Annotated in this window: 19 protein-coding genes; 7 read left to right on the top strand and 12 right to left on the bottom strand. The window is 66.0% G+C overall.

What is annotated here, in order from left to right; all coding sequences use genetic code 11:
• Nucleotides 1-14: 14 nt before the first annotated feature.
• The 3 genes from ABC419_RS07430 to ABC419_RS07420 all read left to right on the top strand — a co-directional run bounded on the left by ABC419_RS07430 (nucleotide 15) and on the right by ABC419_RS07420 (nucleotide 3,323).
• Nucleotides 15-509 (top strand): copper chaperone PCu(A)C, encoded by a 495-nt coding sequence (locus ABC419_RS07430; RefSeq protein ID WP_412877872.1) that lies wholly within the window; start codon nucleotides 15-17, stop codon nucleotides 507-509.
• A 299-nt stretch (nucleotides 510-808) separates the two neighbouring features.
• On the top strand, nucleotides 809-1,906 hold the full coding sequence (ychF, locus tag ABC419_RS07425; RefSeq protein WP_412877873.1) for a redox-regulated ATPase YchF: 1,098 nt from the start codon (nucleotides 809-811) through the stop codon (nucleotides 1,904-1,906).
• Between the two features lie 130 nt (nucleotides 1,907-2,036).
• Complete coding sequence (locus ABC419_RS07420; RefSeq protein WP_412877874.1) at nucleotides 2,037-3,323, top strand: O-acetylhomoserine aminocarboxypropyltransferase/cysteine synthase family protein; 1,287 nt, start codon at nucleotides 2,037-2,039, stop codon at nucleotides 3,321-3,323.
• 4 nt (nucleotides 3,324-3,327) lie between these two features.
• Here the strand turns inward: ABC419_RS07420 and ABC419_RS07415 are convergent, their stop codons facing one another.
• The 6 genes from ABC419_RS07415 to petA all read right to left on the bottom strand — a co-directional run bounded on the left by ABC419_RS07415 (nucleotide 3,328) and on the right by petA (nucleotide 10,104).
• On the bottom strand, nucleotides 3,328-3,795 hold the full coding sequence (locus tag ABC419_RS07415; RefSeq protein WP_200165550.1) for a hypothetical protein: 468 nt from the start codon (nucleotides 3,793-3,795) through the stop codon (nucleotides 3,328-3,330).
• Between the two features lie 37 nt (nucleotides 3,796-3,832).
• The gene (locus ABC419_RS07410; RefSeq protein WP_412877875.1) at nucleotides 3,833-5,431 is read right to left on the bottom strand and encodes a M28 family peptidase; all 1,599 of its coding nucleotides are present in this window, start codon (nucleotides 5,429-5,431) and stop codon (nucleotides 3,833-3,835) included.
• A 105-nt stretch (nucleotides 5,432-5,536) separates the two neighbouring features.
• Nucleotides 5,537-7,210: a M28 family metallopeptidase gene (locus ABC419_RS07405; RefSeq protein WP_412877876.1), complete on the bottom strand. Its 1,674-nt coding sequence runs from the start codon at nucleotides 7,208-7,210 to the stop codon at nucleotides 5,537-5,539.
• Nucleotides 7,211-7,352: 142 nt separating this feature from the next.
• Complete coding sequence (locus ABC419_RS07400) at nucleotides 7,353-8,228, bottom strand: cytochrome c1 (protein ID WP_125899691.1); 876 nt, start codon at nucleotides 8,226-8,228, stop codon at nucleotides 7,353-7,355.
• A 5-nt stretch (nucleotides 8,229-8,233) separates the two neighbouring features.
• Nucleotides 8,234-9,532: a cytochrome b gene (locus ABC419_RS07395; protein WP_087140205.1), complete on the bottom strand. Its 1,299-nt coding sequence runs from the start codon at nucleotides 9,530-9,532 to the stop codon at nucleotides 8,234-8,236.
• A 17-nt stretch (nucleotides 9,533-9,549) separates the two neighbouring features.
• The gene (gene petA / locus ABC419_RS07390; RefSeq protein ID WP_125899690.1) at nucleotides 9,550-10,104 is read right to left on the bottom strand and encodes a ubiquinol-cytochrome c reductase iron-sulfur subunit; all 555 of its coding nucleotides are present in this window, start codon (nucleotides 10,102-10,104) and stop codon (nucleotides 9,550-9,552) included.
• Between the two features lie 196 nt (nucleotides 10,105-10,300).
• Here petA and ABC419_RS07385 point away from each other — a divergent pair, with 196 nt between their 5' ends.
• On the top strand, nucleotides 10,301-10,756 hold the full coding sequence (locus ABC419_RS07385; RefSeq protein ID WP_412877877.1) for a tRNA (cytidine(34)-2'-O)-methyltransferase: 456 nt from the start codon (nucleotides 10,301-10,303) through the stop codon (nucleotides 10,754-10,756).
• A gap of 204 nt (nucleotides 10,757-10,960) precedes the next feature.
• Here the strand turns inward: ABC419_RS07385 and ABC419_RS07380 are convergent, their stop codons facing one another.
• A complete protein-coding gene (locus ABC419_RS07380) occupies nucleotides 10,961-12,238 on the bottom strand; it encodes a dipeptidase (RefSeq protein ID WP_412878113.1) in 1,278 nt (425 codons plus the stop codon).
• 248 nt (nucleotides 12,239-12,486) lie between these two features.
• Between ABC419_RS07380 and hemF the strand changes: the two genes are divergently transcribed.
• Nucleotides 12,487-13,341, top strand: a complete 855-nt coding sequence (gene hemF, locus ABC419_RS07375; RefSeq protein WP_412878023.1) for an oxygen-dependent coproporphyrinogen oxidase — start codon at nucleotides 12,487-12,489, stop codon at nucleotides 13,339-13,341.
• Between the two features lie 13 nt (nucleotides 13,342-13,354).
• Here the strand turns inward: hemF and ABC419_RS07370 are convergent, their stop codons facing one another.
• Together ABC419_RS07370 and ABC419_RS07365 are read right to left on the bottom strand one after the other, a co-directional pair.
• On the bottom strand, nucleotides 13,355-15,868 hold the full coding sequence (locus tag ABC419_RS07370) for a hybrid sensor histidine kinase/response regulator (RefSeq protein WP_412877879.1): 2,514 nt from the start codon (nucleotides 15,866-15,868) through the stop codon (nucleotides 13,355-13,357).
• A 76-nt stretch (nucleotides 15,869-15,944) separates the two neighbouring features.
• Entirely contained in the window at nucleotides 15,945-16,664 is a 720-nt protein-coding gene (locus tag ABC419_RS07365) for a type 1 glutamine amidotransferase (RefSeq protein WP_412877880.1), read from the bottom strand.
• 91 nt (nucleotides 16,665-16,755) lie between these two features.
• On the opposite strand from ABC419_RS07365, the gene ABC419_RS07360 reads away from it, so the two are divergent.
• Nucleotides 16,756-17,064 (top strand): antibiotic biosynthesis monooxygenase family protein, encoded by a 309-nt coding sequence (locus tag ABC419_RS07360; protein ID WP_412877881.1) that lies wholly within the window; start codon nucleotides 16,756-16,758, stop codon nucleotides 17,062-17,064.
• Here ABC419_RS07360 and rlmJ read toward each other — a convergent pair.
• Nucleotides 17,061-17,882, bottom strand: coding sequence for a 23S rRNA (adenine(2030)-N(6))-methyltransferase RlmJ (rlmJ, locus tag ABC419_RS07355; protein WP_368924056.1), 822 nt, complete (start codon nucleotides 17,880-17,882; stop codon nucleotides 17,061-17,063). The two genes, ABC419_RS07360 and rlmJ, sit on opposite strands and share 4 nt — an antisense overlap.
• A gap of 75 nt (nucleotides 17,883-17,957) precedes the next feature.
• Between rlmJ and ABC419_RS07350 the strand changes: the two genes are divergently transcribed.
• Nucleotides 17,958-18,305, top strand: coding sequence for a hypothetical protein (locus ABC419_RS07350; RefSeq protein WP_412877882.1), 348 nt, complete (start codon nucleotides 17,958-17,960; stop codon nucleotides 18,303-18,305).
• Between the two features lie 7 nt (nucleotides 18,306-18,312).
• Here the strand turns inward: ABC419_RS07350 and tdh are convergent, their stop codons facing one another.
• The gene (tdh, locus tag ABC419_RS07345; RefSeq protein ID WP_125899681.1) at nucleotides 18,313-19,359 is read right to left on the bottom strand and encodes an L-threonine 3-dehydrogenase; all 1,047 of its coding nucleotides are present in this window, start codon (nucleotides 19,357-19,359) and stop codon (nucleotides 18,313-18,315) included.
• A gap of 70 nt (nucleotides 19,360-19,429) precedes the next feature.
• On the bottom strand, nucleotides 19,430-20,635 hold the full coding sequence (locus ABC419_RS07340) for a glycine C-acetyltransferase (protein ID WP_412877883.1): 1,206 nt from the start codon (nucleotides 20,633-20,635) through the stop codon (nucleotides 19,430-19,432).
• Nucleotides 20,636-20,672 lie beyond the last annotated feature (37 nt).

The following is a 20,672-nucleotide window of genomic DNA, read 5'->3' as shown; positions in this document are numbered from 1 at the left end:
GAAGGAGCTTCAACATGAAACCTCTGTTCGCCCTGACCGCCCTGTCGGCTGCCGCCCTCACCCTCGCCGCCTGCGGCCAGCCCGCCGAAAAGTCGGCGGAAGCCGCTAAGGACGCGACCGTCGCCCCCGGCGTGGTCCAGGTCGCCGACGCCTGGTGTCGCCCCACGCCCAACGGCGCCAAGGTCGGAGGCTGCTATCTGACCCTGACGGCAGGCTCCGACGACCGTCTGGTCAGCGTCTCGACCTCCCTGGCCCAGTCGGCCGAGGTGCATGAGATGAAGATGGAGAACGGGGTCATGAGCATGGGCCACCTGGCCGACGGCCTGCCCCTGCCCGCCGGAACCCCGGTCGAGCTGAAGCCCGGCGGCAACCACATCATGCTGATGGGCCTGCGCGATCCGCTGGTCGACGGCGGCGTCGCCTCCTTCACCCTGACGTTCGAGAAGGCCGGCCCCATCGGCGTCCACGCGGCCATCAAGCAGCCGCCGGTGGTGGATTCAGAGGAGTAACACCCTCTCCCAATGGGAGAGGGCTTGAGCCTCCAAGAGCGCAGCGACTGGCAAGGCGACCCGAAGGGCGGCGCGTAGCAGCCAAAGGGTGAGGGTTCGCGGCATAAGTCGGCCAAAGGCCGTCGCGCCACGGCTCACGCCGACTGAAAGGACAAGCCCCTCACCCTTTCGCGCCAGAACGACGGCTCCGCCGCCGTGCGCTCAAGCCCTCTCCCGCCGGGAGAGGGTCGCCCTGTCTGTCGCCCACACCTGACAAACCGGCCCGAACCGGCTAAAGGCTCGCGCTCACGAGGAATACCATGGCCCTGAAAGTCGCGATCGTCGGCCTGCCCAACGTCGGCAAGTCCACCCTGTTCAACGCCCTGACCAAGACGGCGGCGGCCCAAGCGGCCAACTATCCGTTCTGCACCATCGAGCCGAACACCGGCGACGTGGCCGTGCCGGAACCGCGCCTGAACATTCTGGCCGGCATCGCCGGGTCCAAGGAGATCATCCCCTCGCGGATCACCTTCGTGGACATCGCCGGTCTAGTGCGCGGCGCGTCCAAGGGCGAAGGCCTGGGCAACCAGTTCCTGGCCAACATCCGCGACTGCGACGCCATCGCCTTCGTCGCCCGCTGCTTCGTCGATGACGACATCACCCACGTCGAGAACCGCATCGACCCCATCTCGGACCTCGAGATCATCGAGACCGAGCTGATGCTGGCCGACCTCGAGAGCCTTGAGCGCCGCCGCGTCCAGATCGAGAAACGCGCCAAGGGCGGCGACAAGGAATCCCAGCTGAACCTGAAGCTGATCGACGCCGCGCTCGAAAAGCTGCGCGACGGCAAGCCCGCGCGTCTGGCCGAGGTGTCCAAGGAGGACAAGAAGGCCTGGGACATGCTGCAGCTGCTGACCGCCCTGCCCGCCCTCTATGTCGCCAACGTCGAGGAAGGCTCGGCCGACAAGGGCAATGAACTGTCCGACCTGGTCGCCAAGCGCGCCGCCGAGGACAACGCCAACTCAGTGGTCATCTCGGCCCAGATCGAGTCGGAGATCGCCGTCCTGGACGACGAGGAGCAGAAGGAGTTCCTCGAGACCCTGGGTCTGGAAGAGCCCGGCCTGAACCGCCTGATCCGCGAGGCCTACAAGCTGCTGGGCCTGCAGACCTATTTCACCGTCGGGCCGAAGGAAGCGCGCGCCTGGACCATCCCCGTCGGCGCCACCGCGCCGCAGGCGGCGGGCGTGATCCACACCGACTTCGAAAAGGGCTTCATCCGCGGCGAAACCATCGCCTTCGACGACTATGTCGCGCTGAAGGGCGAAGCGGGCGCCAAGGAAGCGGGCAAGATGCGCGCCGAAGGCAAGGCCTATGTCGTCAAAGACGGGGATGTGATGCACTTCCTGTTCAACAACTAAGACGTTTCTTCAGGGCGGTTAGAAAATCTGACCGCCCTGATAGAATTACTGAAATTCCATACCCTTGCAGGTATCGCCAAAGCCCTGGATGAATCAGCCCGACTGACGCTGAAAATTCTCCAGGGACGCCATGAAGTTCGATACCCTCGCCGTGCATGCGGGCTATTCGCCCGACCCGACCACCAAATCGGTCGCCGTGCCCATCTATCAGACCACCAGCTACGCCTTTGACGACACCCAGCACGGGGCGGACCTGTTCGACCTGAAGGTGGCGGGCAACATCTACACCCGCATCATGAACCCGACGTCGGACGTGCTGGAACAGCGCATCGCGGCGCTGGAGGGCGGCATCGCGGCGCTGACGGTGGCCTCGGGTCAGGCGGCGATCACCTATGCGATCCTGACCATTGCCGAGGCGGGCGACAACATCATCGCCACCTCGACCCTGTATGGCGGCACCTACAACCTGTTCGCCCACACCCTGCCCCAGTACGGCATCACGGTGCGCTTCATCGACGCTGCCGACCCGGCCGCCATCGCCGCCCATACGGATGAACGCACAAAGGCGGTCTTCTGCGAGTCCATCGGCAACCCGCTGGGCAATGTCGTCGACTTCGGCGCCCTGGCCGACGCGGCGCACGCCCAAGGCCTGCCGCTGATCGTCGACAACACCGTGCCGACCCCTTACCTGACCCGCCCGATCGAGCATGGGGCGGACATCGTCATCCACTCCCTGACCAAATACATCGGCGGCCACGGCACCTCGATCGGCGGCGCCATCGTGGACAGCGGCAAGTTTCCGTGGGCCGAGCACAAGGCGCGTTTCCGCCGCCTGAACGAGCCGGAAGTCAGCTACCATGGCGTCGTCTACACCGAGGCGCTTGGCCCGGCGGCCTTCATCGGCCGGGTGCGCACCGTCCTGCTGCGCAACACCGGCGCGGCCATCTCGCCGTTCAACAGCTTCCTGATCCTGCAAGGGCTTGAGACGCTGGCTCTGCGCATGGACCGCCACGTCGAGAACGCGACCGCCGTCGCCCAGTGGCTGAAGGCCCACCCCAAGGTGGAATGGGTCAACTACGCCGGACTGGAAGACCATCCGTCCAACCCGCTGATCAGGAAGTATTTCGGCGGCAAGGCGTCCGGCCTGCTGACCTTCGGCGTCAGATCCGTTGAAGAGGGGGGCGGCCGCGAGGCGGGCGCCCGCTTCCAGGACGCGGTGAAGATCTTCACCCGTCTGGTCAACATCGGCGACGCCAAGTCTCTGGTCTGCCACCCGGCCTCGACCACCCACCGCCAGCTTTCGCCTGACGAACTGAAGAAGGCGGGCGTGACCGAGGACACCGTGCGCCTGTCGGTCGGCATTGAACACATTGACGACCTCATCGCCGATCTGGATCAGGCCCTGGCCGCCGTCTGAACCTTCAGCCCGCCAGACTCGTGCAGCGGATCAGCAGAACCGGCTGATCCGTTCCCCGATCCAGCCAGGTCAGGTTCAGCGTCTCGGAGGTGGCGACGAAGCGGACCCGTTCGCGCGTCCGCACGCCTTCGCTGTCGCAGCTCAGCGTCGCCTGATAGCCGTCCGGCTGCTCATCAATGCCGACAATGGCGCAACGGTTTTCGTAGCCGCTGAATTCCGTGGTGGTGATCTCGATGGCGCGCCCCTCGCCGGTGGTCTGGGCGCACCATTCGGCCTTGGCCGCCCAGCGGCCGACGAAGCTGACCGGACCGGCGCCGGGCAACATGCTCGCGGCGCCCGGCGGCCGCTGGGCCGGCGGCGCTGCGGCTATCGGCCCCTGCACCGGCTGGGCCGGCTCGGTCGGCGGATTGACCGCGCCCGGCCGGTCGCAGGCCGCCAGGCACAGGACAGACAGGGCGAGAAGCGGCTTCATGAAGTCTTCAACGCCCTGACATCATCCCCGTTGCCGCCTAGCGCCGCGCCGCCGCGCTACGCTCGCGGACCTGGCCGAACTCGGAAGTCGGCTTCCAGCTCGGCCACTGGTCGCCATTGGCCAGATCCAGACCCAGCCGGTACAGCAAGGTCAAGTTCTCGACCGCCGAACGCAGATCCCAGTCGGCCGACCACTCGTCACTGGGGCGATGGTAATCGGCGCCGAACTTGGCCTTCCAGGCCGCCAGGCCCGCCTCACGGCCGCCCTCGACCCAATCCACCCCGTGCCATGGCATCAGGGCAGGCACGCCAGCGCGGGCGAAGGGGAAGTGGTCGGAGCGGTAGTAGAAATTCTGTTCCGGCTGACCGTCGTCGGAGACGTAGCGGCCTTCCTTCTGCGCCAAGGCATGCAGGTCGTCCTCGAGACTGTTCTGCCCCTTGCCGAAGATCGGCACGTCGCGGGTCGGCCCGCTGAGGGGCAGCATGTCGATGTTGATGTCGGCCACCGTCGTCTCCAGCGGATAGATCGGATCAGCCACATAGGCGTATGCGCCCAGCAGGCCCATTTCCTCGGCCGCCATATGGGCGAAGACAATGGTGCGCTTCGGCGCCGGCGCGGCCTTCAGCTGACGGGCCATCTCGACCACGCCTACGGTGCCCGAGGCGTTGTCCCAGGCGCCGTTGAAAATCTTGTCGTCGCCCGCCGCGTGCTCGTTGACGCCGACATGGTCCCAGTGAGCGGAATAGACGATCACCTCATTGGGCCGCTCGGTCCCCGTGATCCGCGCCAGCAGGTTATGGGTGCGCAGTATCTCGACCTTTTCCTCGGCCGCCGCGCTAAGGCGCACGCCCGGCAATTCGAAGGCGCGGAAATCGCCCGTCCCCAGACGCGGCTTCAGCGCTCCCATGTCCAGACCCAGGGCCTGCGCCGTCGCGCCGTTGACCGCCCCCGTCAACTCCAGGTCCGCCGCGCCGGGCGTCAGGGTGCGAATACGGCTCGCGCCAGCGGTCTCACGCTGCCAGGCGCGATCGGCGTCAACGACGGTCAGCACCGCCAGGGCGCCGCGACGCTTAGCCTCGTCCGCCTTGTAGGCGCCCGACTGATAGGTCGTCGAATAAGGTCCGTTGAACAGGTCGCCGTCCGGCTCGCCCGCCACGACCAGCACCACCTTGCCCCGGACGTCCAGGTCGCCGTAATCGTCCCAGCCCCGCTCGGGCGCATAGACGCCATATCCGGCGAAGACCACGGCCGCATCCGCCACCGATCCCTTGGCCCGCACGTTCATGGCCCGCAAGGTCACGTCCGTTCCCGGCGTCAGATCGTGCCGGGCGCCGTCGGGCCCGGTCCAGACGACGGTCGGCGCGCCCTGGGGCGTCAGGCGCTTCAGATCGATGACCTGCAGCCACTCGCCGTTCCGCCCGCCCGGTTCCAGCCCCATGGCCTCATACTGGGCCTGAAGCCAGTCCAGCGTTTCCTTCTCGCCGTCCGTTCCCGGATAGCGCCCCTGGAAGTCGTCGGCGCTGATGGTGCGGATTTCATCCGACAGGCGCTGAGCCGAAAAATCCTGGGCCGAGGCGGCGCCTGCGACGAGCAGCAGGGCCGCAGCGGCGACGCCGCGAATGAAACGATGATGCATGGCGATTCCCTTCAGCCTCCCCCACGAGGCCGTTCCGCATAGTCATAGGGCGGCCTCTTGCGAGGCCGCCCCTTACATTTTCGTCATGATTGCCGAAAGTTGGGATCAGCGGCGCTGATCGGCGCTCTTGGCCCGCTCGCCGCCGAACTCGGAACCCGGCTTCCATTCCGGCCAGTCGCGGCTGTTGGCCAGATCCTGACCGACCCTGAAGATCACTTCCAGGTCCTGAAGCATGCCGCCGTAATCCCAGTCGGCCTCCCACTCGTCCGCCGCCTGATGGTAGCGATTGGCGCGATAGTCGGCGGCCTTGGCCTGGCGCGGTTCGATCGGAGCGTCGATGAAATCCCCCGTCGAGGACAGATAGGCCATCGGCACGCCCTTCTTCGCCAGCGGGAAGTGGTCCGAGCGGAAGTAGATTCCCGCCGCTGCGCCGGCGTCGCCGACGAAGCCGCGCCCTTGCGCCGCCGCCGCCGCGATCACCGGCTCGTCCAGTTCCGAATGGCCGTAACCGGTCACGCCCAGCTTGTTCATCCGGCCAAAGACGGCGGCCGAGTCCAGATTAAAGCCGCCGACGGTCTTCTCCAGCGGATACAGCGGATTGGCGGCGTAGAACTCCGACCCCAACAGGCCGCTTTCCTCGGCCGTGAACCCGATCATGACGATGGTGCGCTCGGGGCGCGGACCGGCGGCGTAGGCGCGCGCCAGCTCCAGCAGGCCCGCCGTGCCCGAGGCGTTGTCGATGGCGCCGTTGAAGATACGGTCGCCGTTGGCGTCCGGCTCGCCCATGCCGATGTGATCCCAGTGGCCGGTGTAGAGAATGGTCTCGTCCGGATGGCTCGCGCCTTCCAGCTTGGCGACGATGTTGTGGGTGACGATGCGGTCCGTCTTCACGTCGAAGCTGGCGTCGATGGTCGCGCCGGTCAGTTCCACGGGCTGGAAATCACGGCTGCGCGCCTTGATCTTCTCCTGCTCGAAGTCGAGGCCCGCGCGGCGGAACAGATCGATGGCCAGATCGCGCTGGATCCAGGCTTCCATAGGAACACGTTCGGCCGTGGGGTTGGCGCGTACGATGTCGAACTGGGGCACGCCCCAGGAGTTGGCGACCGTCGTCCAGCCATAGGAGGCGGGCTTGGTCTCATGGACGATCAGCACGCCCGCCGCGCCCTGACGCGCAGCCTCTTCGTACTTGTAGGTCCAACGGCCGTAGTAAGTCATGGCCTCGCCGCCGAAGGTGTTCAGCGAGGGGTCTTCAAAGTCGGCGTCATTGACCAGGACGACGATCACCTTGCCGCGCACGTCGGTCTTGAAGTCGTTCCACTGACGCTCAGGCGCATTGACGCCATAGCCGACGAAGACCAGAGGCTTGTCCTTCAGGTCCACCGCCGCGCCGGGCAGGCGCGTGGTCATGGTGACTTCCTGGCCCTGCGTCAGCGGCTGGCTCCAATCGCCCAGCTTGAGCCGGCCCGAGATGTTGGAGACGGTGAAGCGGTTCAGCCCCACGGCCTGCGTCCAGCCGCCGTTCTCGCCGCCCGGGGCGAAGCCTGCGGCCGCGTACTGACGGCTCAGGTAGTCGATCACCTTCTGCTCGGCCGGGGTGGCGATGCCGCGCCCCTCGAAGCTGTCGTCCGACAGGACGCGGATGTCCTGGGAAATGCGCGCAGCGTCGAAGGCGGGCGCAGTCTGGGCCTGAGTCCGGGCCTGAGTCTGGGCCTGAGCAGCCGCGCCGCCGGCCAGGGCCGCAGCGAACGCCAGAACGGCGACAGAAGATGAAATACGCATACAGTCTCACCCCTCGGAGAATTCGATGGCGGGACCGTAGTGAGCGAAACCGCCCATGTCGACGGCCACGGTCGTCGAAGCGGGCATGAAAAAACCCGCCGGATCGCTCCGGCGGGTCATCTCTTTCCGACTGGAAGGCGCCTTAGTGGGCGACGCCCTTCCAGATGCGGCGGTAGCTGGCGTAGGTCACGCCCGCGAACAACACCAGGAAGATCAGCACGCCGAAGCCCATCTGCTTGCGCTCGACCATCTTAGGCTCGGACGTCCAGGCGATGAAGGCGGCGACGTCCTTGGACATCTGATCCACGGTCGCCTCGGTGCCGTCGTCATAGGTGACCTGACCGGCGGTCAGCGGCGCGGGCATGGCGATGAAGCCGCCTTCCGGCACATGGCCCTTGCCTTCCCAGAACGGGGTCATGTCGCCCGCCATATAGGGGTTGTAGTGCTGGCCCGGCGCCATCTTCAGGCCCGCCGGCGGGGTCGAATAGCCCGACAGCAGCGAATAGATGTAGTTGGCGCCGTCGTGACGGGCCTTGGCCATGACCGACAGGTCCGGCGGCATGGCGCCGCCGTTGGCCGCAGCGGCCGCCGTCGGGTTCGGATAGGGGTTGGGGAAGCGGTCCGCCGTGGTGGCGTCGCGACGCAGGTCTTCACCCGTTTCCGAGTCGATGTCGGCGACCTGGATCTCCTTGGCCAGAGCCTTCACGACCGGGTTGTCGTTCGGGTTCGGGTACTTCGGATTCCAGAACGGCCCGTGCTTGTCGCCCAGGTTGCGGAAGTGCACCAGATCCATCCCGTGGCAGGAGGCGCAGACCTCACGATAGACCTTGTAGCCGCGCTGCAGCTGGCCCTGATCGAAGGTGCCGAACGGCCCGGCGAAGCTGAAGCCGCCGTCGCGCGGATGCTTGGCGCCCCCGGCGGCCATCGCCGGAGCGGCGATGGCGACCAAGCCGACAGCGGCCGTCACGGAGACAAGGATCTTGCGGAAGGACACGGTCTTTTTCTCGTTGCTCATCATCGCGCTCAGGCCTTCTCGGCTGCGGTCGACGGGAGCACGGGCTCCGAGATCGTCGCCGGGATCGGCAGCGGCTTCTCACGCAGGCCGATGACCGGCATCAGCACCAGGAAGAAGACGAAGTAGTACGCCGTCAGCAGTCGCGTCAGCCACAGGTAGGAGTTCAACTGGCCGTCGATCAGGTTGAAGCTGGGCATGCCCGGAACAACCGGCGCGTCCGGCAGCTGAGCGCCGCACCAGCCGAGGCCGAAGCAGACGAACAGGAAGATGATGAAGAAGGTCTTCATCGTCGGGCGGTAGCGCATGGAGCGCACCTTGGACGTATCCAGCCACGGCAGGACGAACAGCACGCCGATCGCCGCGAACATGGCCACCACGCCGCCGAACTTGTCGGGGATGGCGCGCAGGATCGCGTAGAAGGGCAGCATGTACCACTCAGGCACGATGTGCGCCGGGGTCTGCAGCGGGTTGGCCGGGATATAGTTGTCGGCGTGGCCCAGGGCGCCCGGGTTGTAGAAGACGAACACCGCGAACAGGATCAGGAACAGGATGATCGCGAAGCCGTCCTTGACCGTGAAGTACGGGTGGAAGGGCAGCATGTCCTTCTTGGCGCGGTCCTTCGGGATCAGGATGCCGACCGGGTTGTTCTGACCGGCGGCGTGCAGGGCCCACAGGTGCAGCACCACGCAGCCGGCGATGACGAACGGCAGCAGGTAGTGCAGCGAGAAGAAGCGGTTCAGCGTCGCGTTGTCGATCGCCGGGCCGCCGCGCAGCCAGACCAGGATCGGCTCGCCGACGACCGGAATGGCGCCGATCAGGTTGGTGATGACCTCAGCGCCCCAGAAGGACATCTGGCCCCACGGCAGGACGTAGCCCAGGAAGGCCGTGGCGATCATCAGGAAGAAGATGACGCAGCCGACGATCCAGATCATCTCGCGCGGCGCCTTGTAGGAGCCGTAGTAGAGACCCCGCAGCATGTGCAGATAGACAGCGATGAAGAACATCGACGCGCCGTTGGCGTGCACATAGCGGATCAGCCAGCCGCCGTTCACGTCGCGCATGATGCGCTCGACCGAGGCGAAGGCCATGTCGACGTGCGGGGTGTAGTGCATGGCCAGGACGATGCCGGTGATGATCTGAGTCATCAGGCAGATCGCCAGGATGCCGCCGAAGGTCCACCAGTAGTTCAGGTTCTTCGGGGTCGGCAGGTTCGCATAGTCCATGCCGAAACGGATGATCGGCAGGCGCGTGTCCATCCACCGCTCAACGGCGGTTTTCGGGACATAAGTGGATTCGTGATCGCTCATGGTTCCTCTGTCCGTCCTCAGCCGATCTTCACGCGGGTGTCGGACATGTATTCGTAGTTCGGCACGATCAGGTTCAGCGGCGCCGGGCCCTTACGAATACGACCCGAGGCGTCGTAGTGCGAACCGTGGCACGGGCAGAACCAACCGCCGTACTCGCCGGCGTTGAAGGTCGGCACGCAGCCCAGGTGGGTGCACGAGCCGATGACGACGAGATACTTCTCGTGGCCTTCCTTGGTGCGCTCGGCGTCGGTCTGCGGCGGGCTGCCCACGGCGCCCTCGTCGATGACCTTGGTCAGCTCGGCCGGGGTGCGATAGCGCACGAAGACCGGCTTGCCCTGCCACTTGATGACGACCTGCTGGCCTTCCTGGACCTTGGTGAGATCGAATTCGATCGACGCCAGAGCCAGGGTGTCGGCCGCCGGGTTCATCTGGTTGATGAGCGGCCAGGCCACCATCACGCCGGCGCCGGCAGCAGCCGCGCCCGCAGCAATGTGGATGAAGTCGCGGCGAGTGGCCTCGCCACCCCCGTGTTGGCCGTCAGGCCCGTCAGCATTCACGACCGATTCGGCCACGCGTTTCACCTCTGCATCGCCGGTCGCCCGCCCCGAGATGGGACGTCAACCGAATGGAACCCTATCATGCGATGGCAAATCCCTGACCGCCCGGCCTTGGTTTCAACGGTTCCAGACAAGTCGCGGAAGCGATTTGCGAAACAGTCGCAACAAAAGCCGCGACAAGGCCCCGCCCCGCGCGTATGAGGGCCTTAGAATGCGTCTCGCCCTTTTTCAACCTGACATCCCCCATAATGTCGGCGCCTGCATCCGACTGAGCGCCTGTTTCGGCGTGGAATTGCACGTCATCGAGCCTACGAGCTTCAATTTCGATGATCGCGCGATGAAGCGGGCGGCCCTGGATTACGGGCCTTTGTCCCATATGACGCGCCATTCCGACTGGGAGGCCTTCCAGCGCGACCGCGCGCCGGGCCGTCTGGTGCTGTTCACCACGCGCGCGGCCGAGCCCCTGACGGATTTCGTCTTCCAGCCCGATGACGTTCTGTTGTTCGGCAAGGAGAGCGCCGGTTCGCCCGACTACGTCCATGCGGCGGCGGATGCGCGAATCTACATCCCCATACGACCGGAGACCCGGTCGCTGAACCTGTCCGTCAGCGCCGGCATCGGCCTGCATGAAGCGTTGCGGCAGATGAACGAACTGCCGACTCGCTGAACACAACACTTTCTCCCTCCCCTTCATGGGGAGGGTGGTCGCGCAGCGACCGGGTGGGGAGGCTTGATGAAACGGAACTCAGGCGATCCTAGCCTCGGACTTCTCCCAAGCTCGGCGCCTGAATAGCCTTGCCCCCACCCAGCTTCGGCCTTTCGGCCTCAGCCCCCCTCCCCAGAACGGGGAAGGAGAAAGAGGCGCTCCGTCTTACTCCGGCGCGCCGTCGTTCGGCAGTTTGGCCAGGCTCGGCCGCTCGGCGCTCTTGGACGCCGCCACGCGCTCCACCGCGCGCATGACGCGCAACAGGTTCTCGCCGGAGATCTTGCGGATGTCGGCCTCGCTCCAGCCGCGGCGCATCAGTTCGGCCAGCAGGCGCGGATAGCCGTCCACGCCCTCCAGCCCGACCGGCAGGCTGTCCACGCCGTCATAGTCGCCGCCTAGGCCCACGTGGTCGATGCCCGCCACGTCGCGGACGTGCTGGATGTGGGCGATGACGTCGTCCATCGTCGCCTTGGGCGCCGGGTTGGCGGCGTTCCAGGCGTCCATGCCCGCCTTGACCGCAGCGGGATCGCCGGGGTTGAGGGCCGTCAGCCGCGTCATCTCCGCGCCGCGCGCCGCGCCCGAGGCCCGCACGGCCTCGCTGACGAAGCCCGGCACGAAGGTCACCATGACGATACCGCCGTTGCCCGCCATCTGGCGCAGCACCGCGTCGGGCACATTGCGCGGATGGGCCGTCACCGCCCGCGCCGAGGAGTGGGAGAAGATCACCGGCGCCTCAGACACGCGAATGGCGTCGACCATGGTGTCCTCGGACACGTGGCTCAGGTCGACCATCATGCCCAGACGGTTCATCTCGCGGACCACGTCTTCGCCGAAGGCGTTCAGCCCGTTCCACTTGGGCGCGTCGGTGCCGCTGTCGGCCCAGGTCGTGCTATTGGAATGGGTCAGCGTCATGTAGCGCGCGCCCGAATCGTAGAACTCGCGCAACAGGCCCAGGGAGTCGTCGATCGAATAGCCGCCCTCCATGCCGATCAGGCTGGCGATCTTGCCCGCGCGATGGATGCGGACCAGGTCGTCGGCCGTGGTGGCGATCTCGAAGGTCTCGGGATGGGCGGCGACGATGCGCTTGACCGTGTCGATCTGCTCGAAGGTGGCCTTGGCGGCCTCCACCGGCGCCATGCTGGCGGGGACATAGACCGACCAGAACTGACCGCCCACGCCCCCGGCGCGCAGACGCGGAATATCCGTATGCAGGCGCGTCGACGTCGACAGATTCGCATTCAGATCAACGCCGTGCGGATCATTCCCAAAGCCTTGACGCAAGGCCCAAGGCAAATCGTTGTGCCCGTCGATCAGGGGCGTGCGCTTCAGAATCTGCATCACGCGCGCCTCTTGAGGCTGAGACGTTTGAGCCAGAACCGGTCCGGCCAGAACGGCGACGGAGGCGGCGGTCAGCAGGCTGGCGCGCAAAGCGATGCGGATCATGATTTCCCCTCTGAACTACAGACCCGCCCGGTCGCCCCACGGCGCCGCTTTGCGGGCGCCGCACGCTGGCACAAGCGCGACGCCGTGGGAACCGTCCGTAGGCATCGTTTGCGCCGCGCCTTGTGATCTGGATCAAGGCCCCCTCGCCCGCGCTGCGGCATCAGGCTCGTATCCGCGCACCCCGCCGGACTGTTCAGAAAGGCCGCGTCATGGTTGAAGCCCTCATGATCCAAGCTGACCCCGCCCTGATGATTGAGCGCCGCGAGCGCGCCCGCGTCTGGTTCGAGACCCTGCGCGACAAGATCCACGCCGGTTTTGAGGCGCTGGAAGACGCCGCCCCCGCCGAACTGTTCGCCGGCGAACCCGGCCGCTTCGTCCGCACGCCCTGGGATCGCAGGGAAGGCGGCGGCGGCGTCATGGGCATGATGAGCGGCCGCCTGTTCGAAAAGGTCGGCGTCCACTGCTCGACCGTCCACGGAACCTTCCCCGCCGACTACGCCAAGAACGTGCCGGGCGCCGAGGAAGACCCGCGCTTCTACGCCACCGGCATCAGCCTGATCTGCCATCCGGTCAGCCCGCGCGTGCCCGCCGTCCACATGAACACCCGCCTGATCTCTACGACCAAGACCTGGTTCGGCGGCGGCGGCGACCTGACGCCCGTGCTGGATGCCGACCGGCGTGACGACCACCCCGACACCGTGGACTTCCACGCCGCCATGAAGGGCGCCTGCGACGCCTTCGACCCGACCTGGCACGCCAAATACAAGCAATGGTGCGACGAGTATTTCTTCCTGCCCCACCGCAATGAACCGCGCGGCACCGGCGGCATCTTCTACGATCACCACGACAGCGGCGACTGGGAGCGGGACTTCGCCTTCACCCAGGCGGTCGGCGAGGCCTTCCTCAAGGTCTATTGCGACATCGTCGCCCGCCGGATGCACGAGCCCTGGACCGACGACGAGCGCGAGGAACAGTTGATCCGTCGCGGCCGCTACGTCGAGTTCAACCTGCTCTACGACCGCGGCACCATGTTCGGGCTGAAGACCGGCGGCAACGTCGAGTCGATCCTCAGCTCCATGCCGCCCGTGGTGAAATGGCCCTGACCACGCACGCCGCTCAGGCTGAAACCTGATCCGTCTCGACAATCACCGCCGCCTGGATCGCTTGGGTCAGGGCGGCGACTGTCAGGGGCTTGGTCAAGTGCCCGTCCGATCCCGCCGCCCGCCCCGCCTCGACATGCTCGCTCATAGCGTTGGCGGTGAGCATCAGAACCGGCGTACGCGCCGCGCCGGTGAGGCGCTCATGCTCGCGAATGCCGGAGGTGGCCGTCAGGCCGTCCATCACCGGCATCTGCATGTCCATCAGCACCAGATCGAACCCGCCCTGCTTGAAGGATTCCAGCGCTTCAACGCCGTTCTCGACACTGACAAGATCAACCGGCATGGCTTCCAGCATGACCTGAACAACCAGGCGGTTGGCCGGATGATCATCGGCCAGAAGGATACGCAGACGTTCGGGAGCCGCCGCAGACCGCGAAGAGGTGAAGGCGGGTTCAGCCTCTTCTTCAGGCGCAGGGGGCAAGGACAGTTCAAACCAGAACCGCGCGCCTTCATCCGAAGGAGATTCGCAATCGAGCCGCCCGCCCATCAACCGAACCAGGTCTGCCGAAATCGCCAGCCCCAGGCCGCTGCCGCCGAAACGACGCGTGATGGAACCGTCCGCCTGCTGAAAGCGGTGGAACATGCGCTGCTTGAAGTCCTCGTCAAAGCCAATGCCGCTGTCGCATACGGCGAATGACGCCCGGCCGTCCGCAGTGCGCGTCACCTCAATCCGCACGCGTCCCGTCTCGGTGAATTTAACAGCGTTGCTCACCAGATTCGTCAGCACCTGGCGCAGACGCACCACGTCGCCGATGAAGACGGCGTCCAGAACCGGGTGCAGATCCAGCGAAAGCTCGACATCCTTCTGCATCGCCATGGGCGTCCACAAGGCCACGATCTCGCGCAGCATTCGACCCAGTTGGAACGGCGCCGCATCCAGACGAACCTCTCCGGTCTCGATCCGCACCGTGTCCAGAATATCGGACAGCAGCCGTTCCAGCGTGACGCCGGATGAGCGGATGATGTCCACCAGTTCCCGATCCTTCGGCGCCAGGTCACGGCGCGAAAGAACGTCGGCCATGGCCACGACTCCATTCAACGGCGTGCGAATTTCATGGCTCATATTGGCCAAGAACTCGCTCTTGGCCTGATTGGCTTCTTCGGCCCGCAGTTGAGCGGCCCGCAGGCGTCGGGACTGGCGTCGCTGCCAGATCACCACGAACAGGGCCGATAGAACGAACAGAAGGCCGATGCCCATGATCCAGTTCTGACCACGGATCACAGCGCGTTGAAGCTGAGTGTTGGCGCTGGCGGTCTGCAACTGGCGACGGCGCTCGGCCAGTTGCTCCTGCATGTCGCCCGTCACCTGATGTATGCCCGCGCTGAAACGCTGGGTCACCTGCATGCCGCGCTGACGCTCGTACTCACGAAGGACGGCGTAGGCTTCAGCCGACCGACCGGAGGCCTGCAGCAATTCAGCCTCGACCAAACGCTCGCGTGGATCGGCAGCGCCGTCTAGCGCCAACTCGCGCAAACGCTCCAGATCCTGCCGCGCGCCTCTCAGGTCGCCCAGTTGAGCACGCGCCATGCCTCGGATCGGCAGGATGTCCAGCGCCAGGAAAGCCTTTTGGTCAATGACGGCCTCATGCGGCTCCAGGCAGTGCAGCACGCTCTGCGGCGACTGGCGCAGGTCAGCCACGAAGGCGCACAGTGCGGCGTCATAGGCGAGGATGGTCGGGATTCCGGACCGCTCAGCCAGACGATGATGAGCGGCATAGTAGTACTGGGCCCGGACTAGGTCGCCGACCTGTACCGACATGCGCGTCAGATTGTAGAGGCTGTCGAAGTCAGGCCGCGGATAGGCCGGATTTGAGTAGTCGATTTCGAACCGGCGAAAAGCGGCGGCGGCCCCCGCCACGTCATTGAGCTTCATCAGCCCCATGCCGGTCATCTCCCACACGCCTGCGCGGGCGGTGTCGGCGAAGGGATCATCTACGGGAATGTCGGCCTCGACGGCGGTGAGCAGTCGAAGCCCCTCTCCCACGCGGTCCTGATCCATCAAGGCCAGCGCGTACAGACGGGCGGCGTGCGCTCTGACGAACCAATCCTTCGCCGTTTCCGCAGTGCGCCCCATATCGTCAGTAACCGACAGATCCCCCCGGTCGTACCGGATGGTGAGGGCGTTCAGGCGGGCGATCGCCAGGTAGCGCGGATCTTGCTCCTCACGCGCCCGTGCTTCGAGACGGCTGTTCCACAGGGCCGCCCGGTCGAAATCGCCCTGATTCAGGAAGGTCCAGGCGACGTGGTAGAGGCGGTTCAGCCCCTCGCGATCGTGGCGGGACAAGGCCTGGCGGCCGAAGTCTTCCAGCGTGTTGAAATCCGTGCGCATCGCACGGTTCTCGACGGCCCGGGCCAGTTCGACCGCAGCCGCAGGAGGCGCCGTTTCCTGAGACGCCGGCGCCTGGGCGATGGCGACCGACGCCGCCGCGGCGATCACCAGCGCGAAGCCGCTCAACAGACCACGGCGCACCAAATCCCTACTCCCGCCTGACATCAGCGCGACAGTGAGGACGAGAGATTGAGCAAGGCTTATCGCCGCGCCGCAGTCACGCCATATTTTTTTCTTCCGTACCCGACACGCCCAGATAGTTTCGGATCCAGGCGCTGAGGATCGCCCGATCATTGGGCTGTTGCAGGCTGGCCTGCGCCTCATCGACGACATGTTCAGCGATGCGACCGCGCCGCCCCTCGGTCAAAGCCGCCGCGAAGTCGGGCTCGAACTCCGGATGGCACTGGAAGCTGATGGCGTCGTCACCCCAGGCCAGACCCGCATGAGGCGTAAAAGGGCTTGCCGCGATCACGCGCGCGTCATCGGCCAGAGCAACTACCTGATCCTGATGCGAGGCGGGAATGGACAGGGCGACGGCGGGCGGTTGCATCCAGACCTCGTCGCCGGTCACTTCATAAGCGTGCAGGCCTACGCCCCAGCCGCGATCCGATTGTTCGACGCGCCCGCCGAAGGCCTGAGCCAGTATCTGATGGCCGAAGCAGATGCCGACCAATCGCGTCTTGCCGCGCGCGTCGCGCAACCACTCGGCCAAAGGCTCAATCCAAGGCAGGTCTTCATAGACGCCCGCCGCAGAGCCCGTGACGATGGCCCCGGCGAAGGCGGCCGGATCATCCGGCAACTCGCCCGCCTGGACGTCGAAGCGACGCGTGACGACGCCTTCGCCCAGCAGGGCGCGAAACTGGTCGACATAATCGCCGTGTTCCGCGACGAGATCCGCAGGCGGACGTCCGGTCTCAAGAATGGCGATGACGGTCATGCTCGATTTTCACTTCTGAAGACACATGGGGAGGAGGCGTCGCCCCTTGGATTGGGGTAGAAGCCAAGGGAACGCAATGGGACGAACCGTCATGGCCCCAACCGACGATCCGGTCGTGCTGATCAACATCTTCAAGTGCGACCCGCGCCACCTTGATCAGTTGATCGAACGCCTGACCGCCCTGGCGCGCGTGCAGGCCGCCCTGCCCGGCTTCATCTCGGCCACCTTGCATCGCGGCTTGAACGGTCGGGTGGCCGCCAATCATGCGGTCTGGGCCAGCGCCACGGACTGGAAGGCCATGACGCGACACCCTCAGGTCGTGGCGGTCATGGGATCCATCCTGGCCATCGCCACATTCGAACCTCACCTGTATGAGCCCGGCGAGGTGACGAGCGCCTAGCCCGCGCGCCAGACTTCCGCGCGAGCGCCCGCATCGCCCAATGTCGCAGCGACCCACCCGCATATCTCGGCGGCGGCAGCCTCGGCGCCCGAAGGCGCATTGACCAGCGTCATGGTGCAGCCGTTCATCTTCATGGGGTTGCTCAGAGGCCTCAACCGCGCTTCCGCCACCAGAATCCGCCCCGCCTTCGCCTGCTCCAGACGCCGGATAAAGCCGTCGAACGTCTCCATATCCTTCAGCGGCGTCCAGATCGCCACCACGGCCGACGGATCGTGACGGACCACGGCGGCGGCCGTCTCGGCCGAACGAACGTAGTCATCGGGCCGTTCGAACGGCGGATCAATCAGGATCAACGGAGCCGTTTCAGTTCTGGCCGCCGCGACTGCGCCGTCATAGCCGTCGCCCCCCTGCCCTGTCGCATTGGGCCAGCCGGTCAGGGCTTCAGCAAGCATGAGTTCGACCGGCGGGTTCAGCTCGAAACCACGATAGACGTCGCCAGATCTCAATGCGCGGGCGATCAGAATCGGCGAACCGGGATAGAATCGCGTGCCGCCGTTCGGATTGAGGGCCGCGACCTCGGCCGCCAGGGCTTCGATCAGCGGCGGACGGTCAGCGGACGACATCAGCCGCGCCACCCCGGCTTCTGCTTCCTTAGAACGCGCGCCGTCGCCTGACAGATCGTAAAGCCCCGCGCCCGCGTGGGTGTCCAGCACCGTCACCGGCCCTCTGGCCTGACGCTCCTTCAGCAGCCACAGCACCAGGGCGTGCTTGACCAGGTCGGCGAAGTTTCCGGCGTGAAAGCTGTGGCGATAATTCATGGCCGCTCGTCTCCCGCCCACGTCATCAGGTCAAGTCGTATAAGAAGGGTCGACGCCCCGGCTTCAGGATACGCCATGCTGATCGACCACCCCATCCTCTCCGACGAGGACCGCACGCCCTCCGCCGCCGTCGCCGAAACGGCCGAGGACGGCCTGGCCCTGCGCGAACAGCACGGGCGCGGCGGCACCGAGGTCGGGGTCAGGCGCGCAGAACAGCTGATGGCGCGCGCGCCGCTCAGCGATCGGGACATCAAGTCGATGTACAGCTATTTCGCCCGTCACGCGGTGGACAAGCACGGCCGCTATTGGGCCGACCCCATCAAGCCCTCGGCGGGCTACATCGCCTGGCGCCTGTGGGGCGGGGACGAGGCGCGCGACTGGATCAACAGCCTGCGCGCCCGCCTTCGCGAAGTCGGAATTTAAAGCCCGCTCAGTCGGCCCAGTTCAGAACGACCTTGCCCGACTTGCCGGACTTCATGGCCTCGAAGCCCGCCTCGAAGTCCTGATAGGACATCTGGTGAGTGATCAACGGCGTCAGGTCCAGACCGGCCTTCAGCAGACCCAGCATCTTGCGCCAGGTGGTGAACATCTCGCGGCCATAGACGCCCTTGATGGTCAGGGCCTTCAGGATGATCGCGCCCCAGTCCGTCTCCATCGGCTTGGACGGAATGCCCAGCAGGGCCATGCCGCCGCCCATGATCAGAGTGTCGACGCACTGCTTGAAGGCGACGGGCGACCCCGACATCTCCAGCGCCACGTCGAAGCCGACCTTCAGGCCCAGCTCATGCATGACGTCGCGCAGGTCTTCCTTGGTGGTGTTCACTGTGCGCACGCCCGGCGCGACCTTCTGCGCAAGTTCCAGGCGGAAGTCGTTGATATCGGTCAGAACCACGGTGCGGGCGCCCGCGTGGCGCGCCACGGCGGCGGCCATCATGCCGATGGGTCCGGCGCCGGTGACCAGCACGTCCTCGCCCAGCAGGTCGAACTGCTGCGCCGTGTGCACGGCGTTGCCGAACGGGTCCAGGATCGAGCCGATCTCATAGGGCACGTCGTCCGGCAGCTCGATGACGTTGAAGGCCGGGGCCACGACGTATTCGGCGAAGGCGCCCTGGCGGTTCACGCCGATGCCGCGGGTGTCGGGGTCCAGGTGGAAGTGACCGGCGCGGGCCGCTTCGGAGTTCAGGTCGATGACGTGCCCTTCGGCCGAGACGCGCTGGCCGACCTTCAGGCGACGGTCCACGTCCTTGCCGATGGCGACGATCTCGCCGGCGAACTCGTGGCCGGTGATCATCGGCACGGGCACGTTCTTCTGGGACCACTCGTCCCAGTTCCAGATATGGATGTCGGTGCCGCAGACGGCGGTGCGGTGCACCTTGATCAGCACGTCCTCATCGCCCGCGACGGGAATGGGGGCGTCGATCAGCTCCAGCCCTTCGGCCGGTTTCGTCTTGGCCAGGGCCTTCATCATGTCAGCCATGTCGTTTCCTCAAACGCTTATTTAATTCCGGCACGGCCGGTCGCCCGGCCATGACGATACAGGCGAACGCCTATTTGATGACGCCCAGTTCCTTGCCCGCCTGGGTGAAGGCGGCCACGGCGGCGTCGATCTGCTCGAAGGTGTGGGCCGCCGACATCTGGGTGCGGATGCGGGCCTGGCCGCGCGGCACCACGGGGAAGCTGAACCCGATGACGTATACGCCCAGCTCCAGCAGGCGCGCCGCCATGTCCTGCGCCAGCTTGGCGTCGCCCAGCATGACCGGAATGATCGGATGCTTGCCCGGCAGCAGGTCGAAGCCTGCCTCGGCCATCGCCGAACGGAACCGCGCCGCGTTGGCGAACAACTGGGCGCGCAGCTTGTCGCCCTCATCCCCGGCGGCGATGCGGATGGCCTCCAGCGACGAGCCGCAGACGGCGGGCGCCAGGGCGTTGGAGAACAGATAGGGGCGCGCCCGCTGCTTCAGCAGCTCCACCACGCTCGACCGGGCGCAGATGAAGCCGCCCATGGCCCCGCCCAGCGCCTTGCCGAAGGTGCCGGTGACGAAGTCGACCTCGACCCCGCAGTGTGCAAACGAGCCCTTGCCCTTGTCGCCCAGGAAGCCGGTCGCGTGGCAGTCGTCGACCATGATCAGGGCCTGATACTGGTCGGCCAGGGCGCGAATCTGGTCGATCTTGCCGATGTAGCCGTCCATCGAGAAGGCGCCGTCGGTGGCGATGATGATGTTGCGGGCGCCGGCGGCGCGCGCCTCCTTCAGCTTAGCCTCCAGATCGGCCATGTCCGAGTTGGCGAAGCGATAGCGCTGTGCCTTCGACAGACGCACGCCGTCGATGATGGAGGCGTGGTTCAGGCTGTCCGAGACGATGGCGTCCTCGGCCCCGAACAGCGGCTCGAAGATGCCGCCGTTGGCGTCGAAGGCGGCGGCGAACAGGATGGCGTCCTCAAAGCCGAGGTAGTCGGCGATCGCGCGCTCCAGCTCCTTGTGGATCTCCAGCGTGCCGCAGATGAAGCGGACCGAGGCCGTGCCCGCGCCCCATTTCTGCTGCGCCTTGATCCCGGCCTGGGTGACGCGCTCGTCGCCCGCCAGCCCCAGATAGTTGTTGGCGCAGAAGTTCAGCACGTCGCGGCCGTTGACCGAGATCACTGGCCCCTGACGCGAGGCGATGACACGCTCGGGCTTGGTCAGCCCCTGGGCGTGGATGTCAGCCAGTTCGGCGGAGACGCGGTCATAGAAGGCCTGGTTCGTATCTTGGGTCATGCGTGCTCCGCTACGCTGAATTCGGGCGGGTTTGAAC

This window comes from Brevundimonas phoenicis, from assembly GCF_047237745.1.
Taxonomy (GTDB): Bacteria; Pseudomonadota; Alphaproteobacteria; order Caulobacterales; family Caulobacteraceae; genus Brevundimonas.
This window is presented reverse-complemented; position numbering and strand designations above follow the sequence as displayed.

Coding starts and splice junctions, on each gene's coding strand:
- ABC419_RS07340 (WP_412877883.1), bottom strand. CDS start 20,635: ATGACCCAAGATACGAACCAGGCCTTCTATGACCGCGTCTCCGCCGAA.
- ABC419_RS07380 (WP_412878113.1), bottom strand. CDS start 12,238: ATGATCCGCATCGCTTTGCGCGCCAGCCTGCTGACCGCCGCCTCCGTC.
- ABC419_RS07400 (WP_125899691.1), bottom strand. CDS start 8,228: ATGATGAGCAACGAGAAAAAGACCGTGTCCTTCCGCAAGATCCTTGTC.
- tdh (WP_125899681.1), bottom strand. CDS start 19,359: ATGGCTGACATGATGAAGGCCCTGGCCAAGACGAAACCGGCCGAAGGG.
- ABC419_RS07365 (WP_412877880.1), bottom strand. CDS start 16,664: ATGACCGTCATCGCCATTCTTGAGACCGGACGTCCGCCTGCGGATCTC.
- ABC419_RS07415 (WP_200165550.1), bottom strand. CDS start 3,795: ATGAAGCCGCTTCTCGCCCTGTCTGTCCTGTGCCTGGCGGCCTGCGAC.
- ABC419_RS07410 (WP_412877875.1), bottom strand. CDS start 5,431: ATGCATCATCGTTTCATTCGCGGCGTCGCCGCTGCGGCCCTGCTGCTC.
- ABC419_RS07420 (WP_412877874.1), top strand. CDS start 2,037: ATGAAGTTCGATACCCTCGCCGTGCATGCGGGCTATTCGCCCGACCCG.
- hemF (WP_412878023.1), top strand. CDS start 12,487: ATGATTGAGCGCCGCGAGCGCGCCCGCGTCTGGTTCGAGACCCTGCGC.
- rlmJ (WP_368924056.1), bottom strand. CDS start 17,882: ATGAATTATCGCCACAGCTTTCACGCCGGAAACTTCGCCGACCTGGTC.
- ABC419_RS07395 (WP_087140205.1), bottom strand. CDS start 9,532: ATGAGCGATCACGAATCCACTTATGTCCCGAAAACCGCCGTTGAGCGG.
- ychF (WP_412877873.1), top strand. CDS start 809: ATGGCCCTGAAAGTCGCGATCGTCGGCCTGCCCAACGTCGGCAAGTCC.
- ABC419_RS07405 (WP_412877876.1), bottom strand. CDS start 7,210: ATGCGTATTTCATCTTCTGTCGCCGTTCTGGCGTTCGCTGCGGCCCTG.
- ABC419_RS07385 (WP_412877877.1), top strand. CDS start 10,301: ATGCGTCTCGCCCTTTTTCAACCTGACATCCCCCATAATGTCGGCGCC.
- ABC419_RS07350 (WP_412877882.1), top strand. CDS start 17,958: ATGCTGATCGACCACCCCATCCTCTCCGACGAGGACCGCACGCCCTCC.
- ABC419_RS07360 (WP_412877881.1), top strand. CDS start 16,756: ATGGCCCCAACCGACGATCCGGTCGTGCTGATCAACATCTTCAAGTGC.
- ABC419_RS07430 (WP_412877872.1), top strand. CDS start 15: ATGAAACCTCTGTTCGCCCTGACCGCCCTGTCGGCTGCCGCCCTCACC.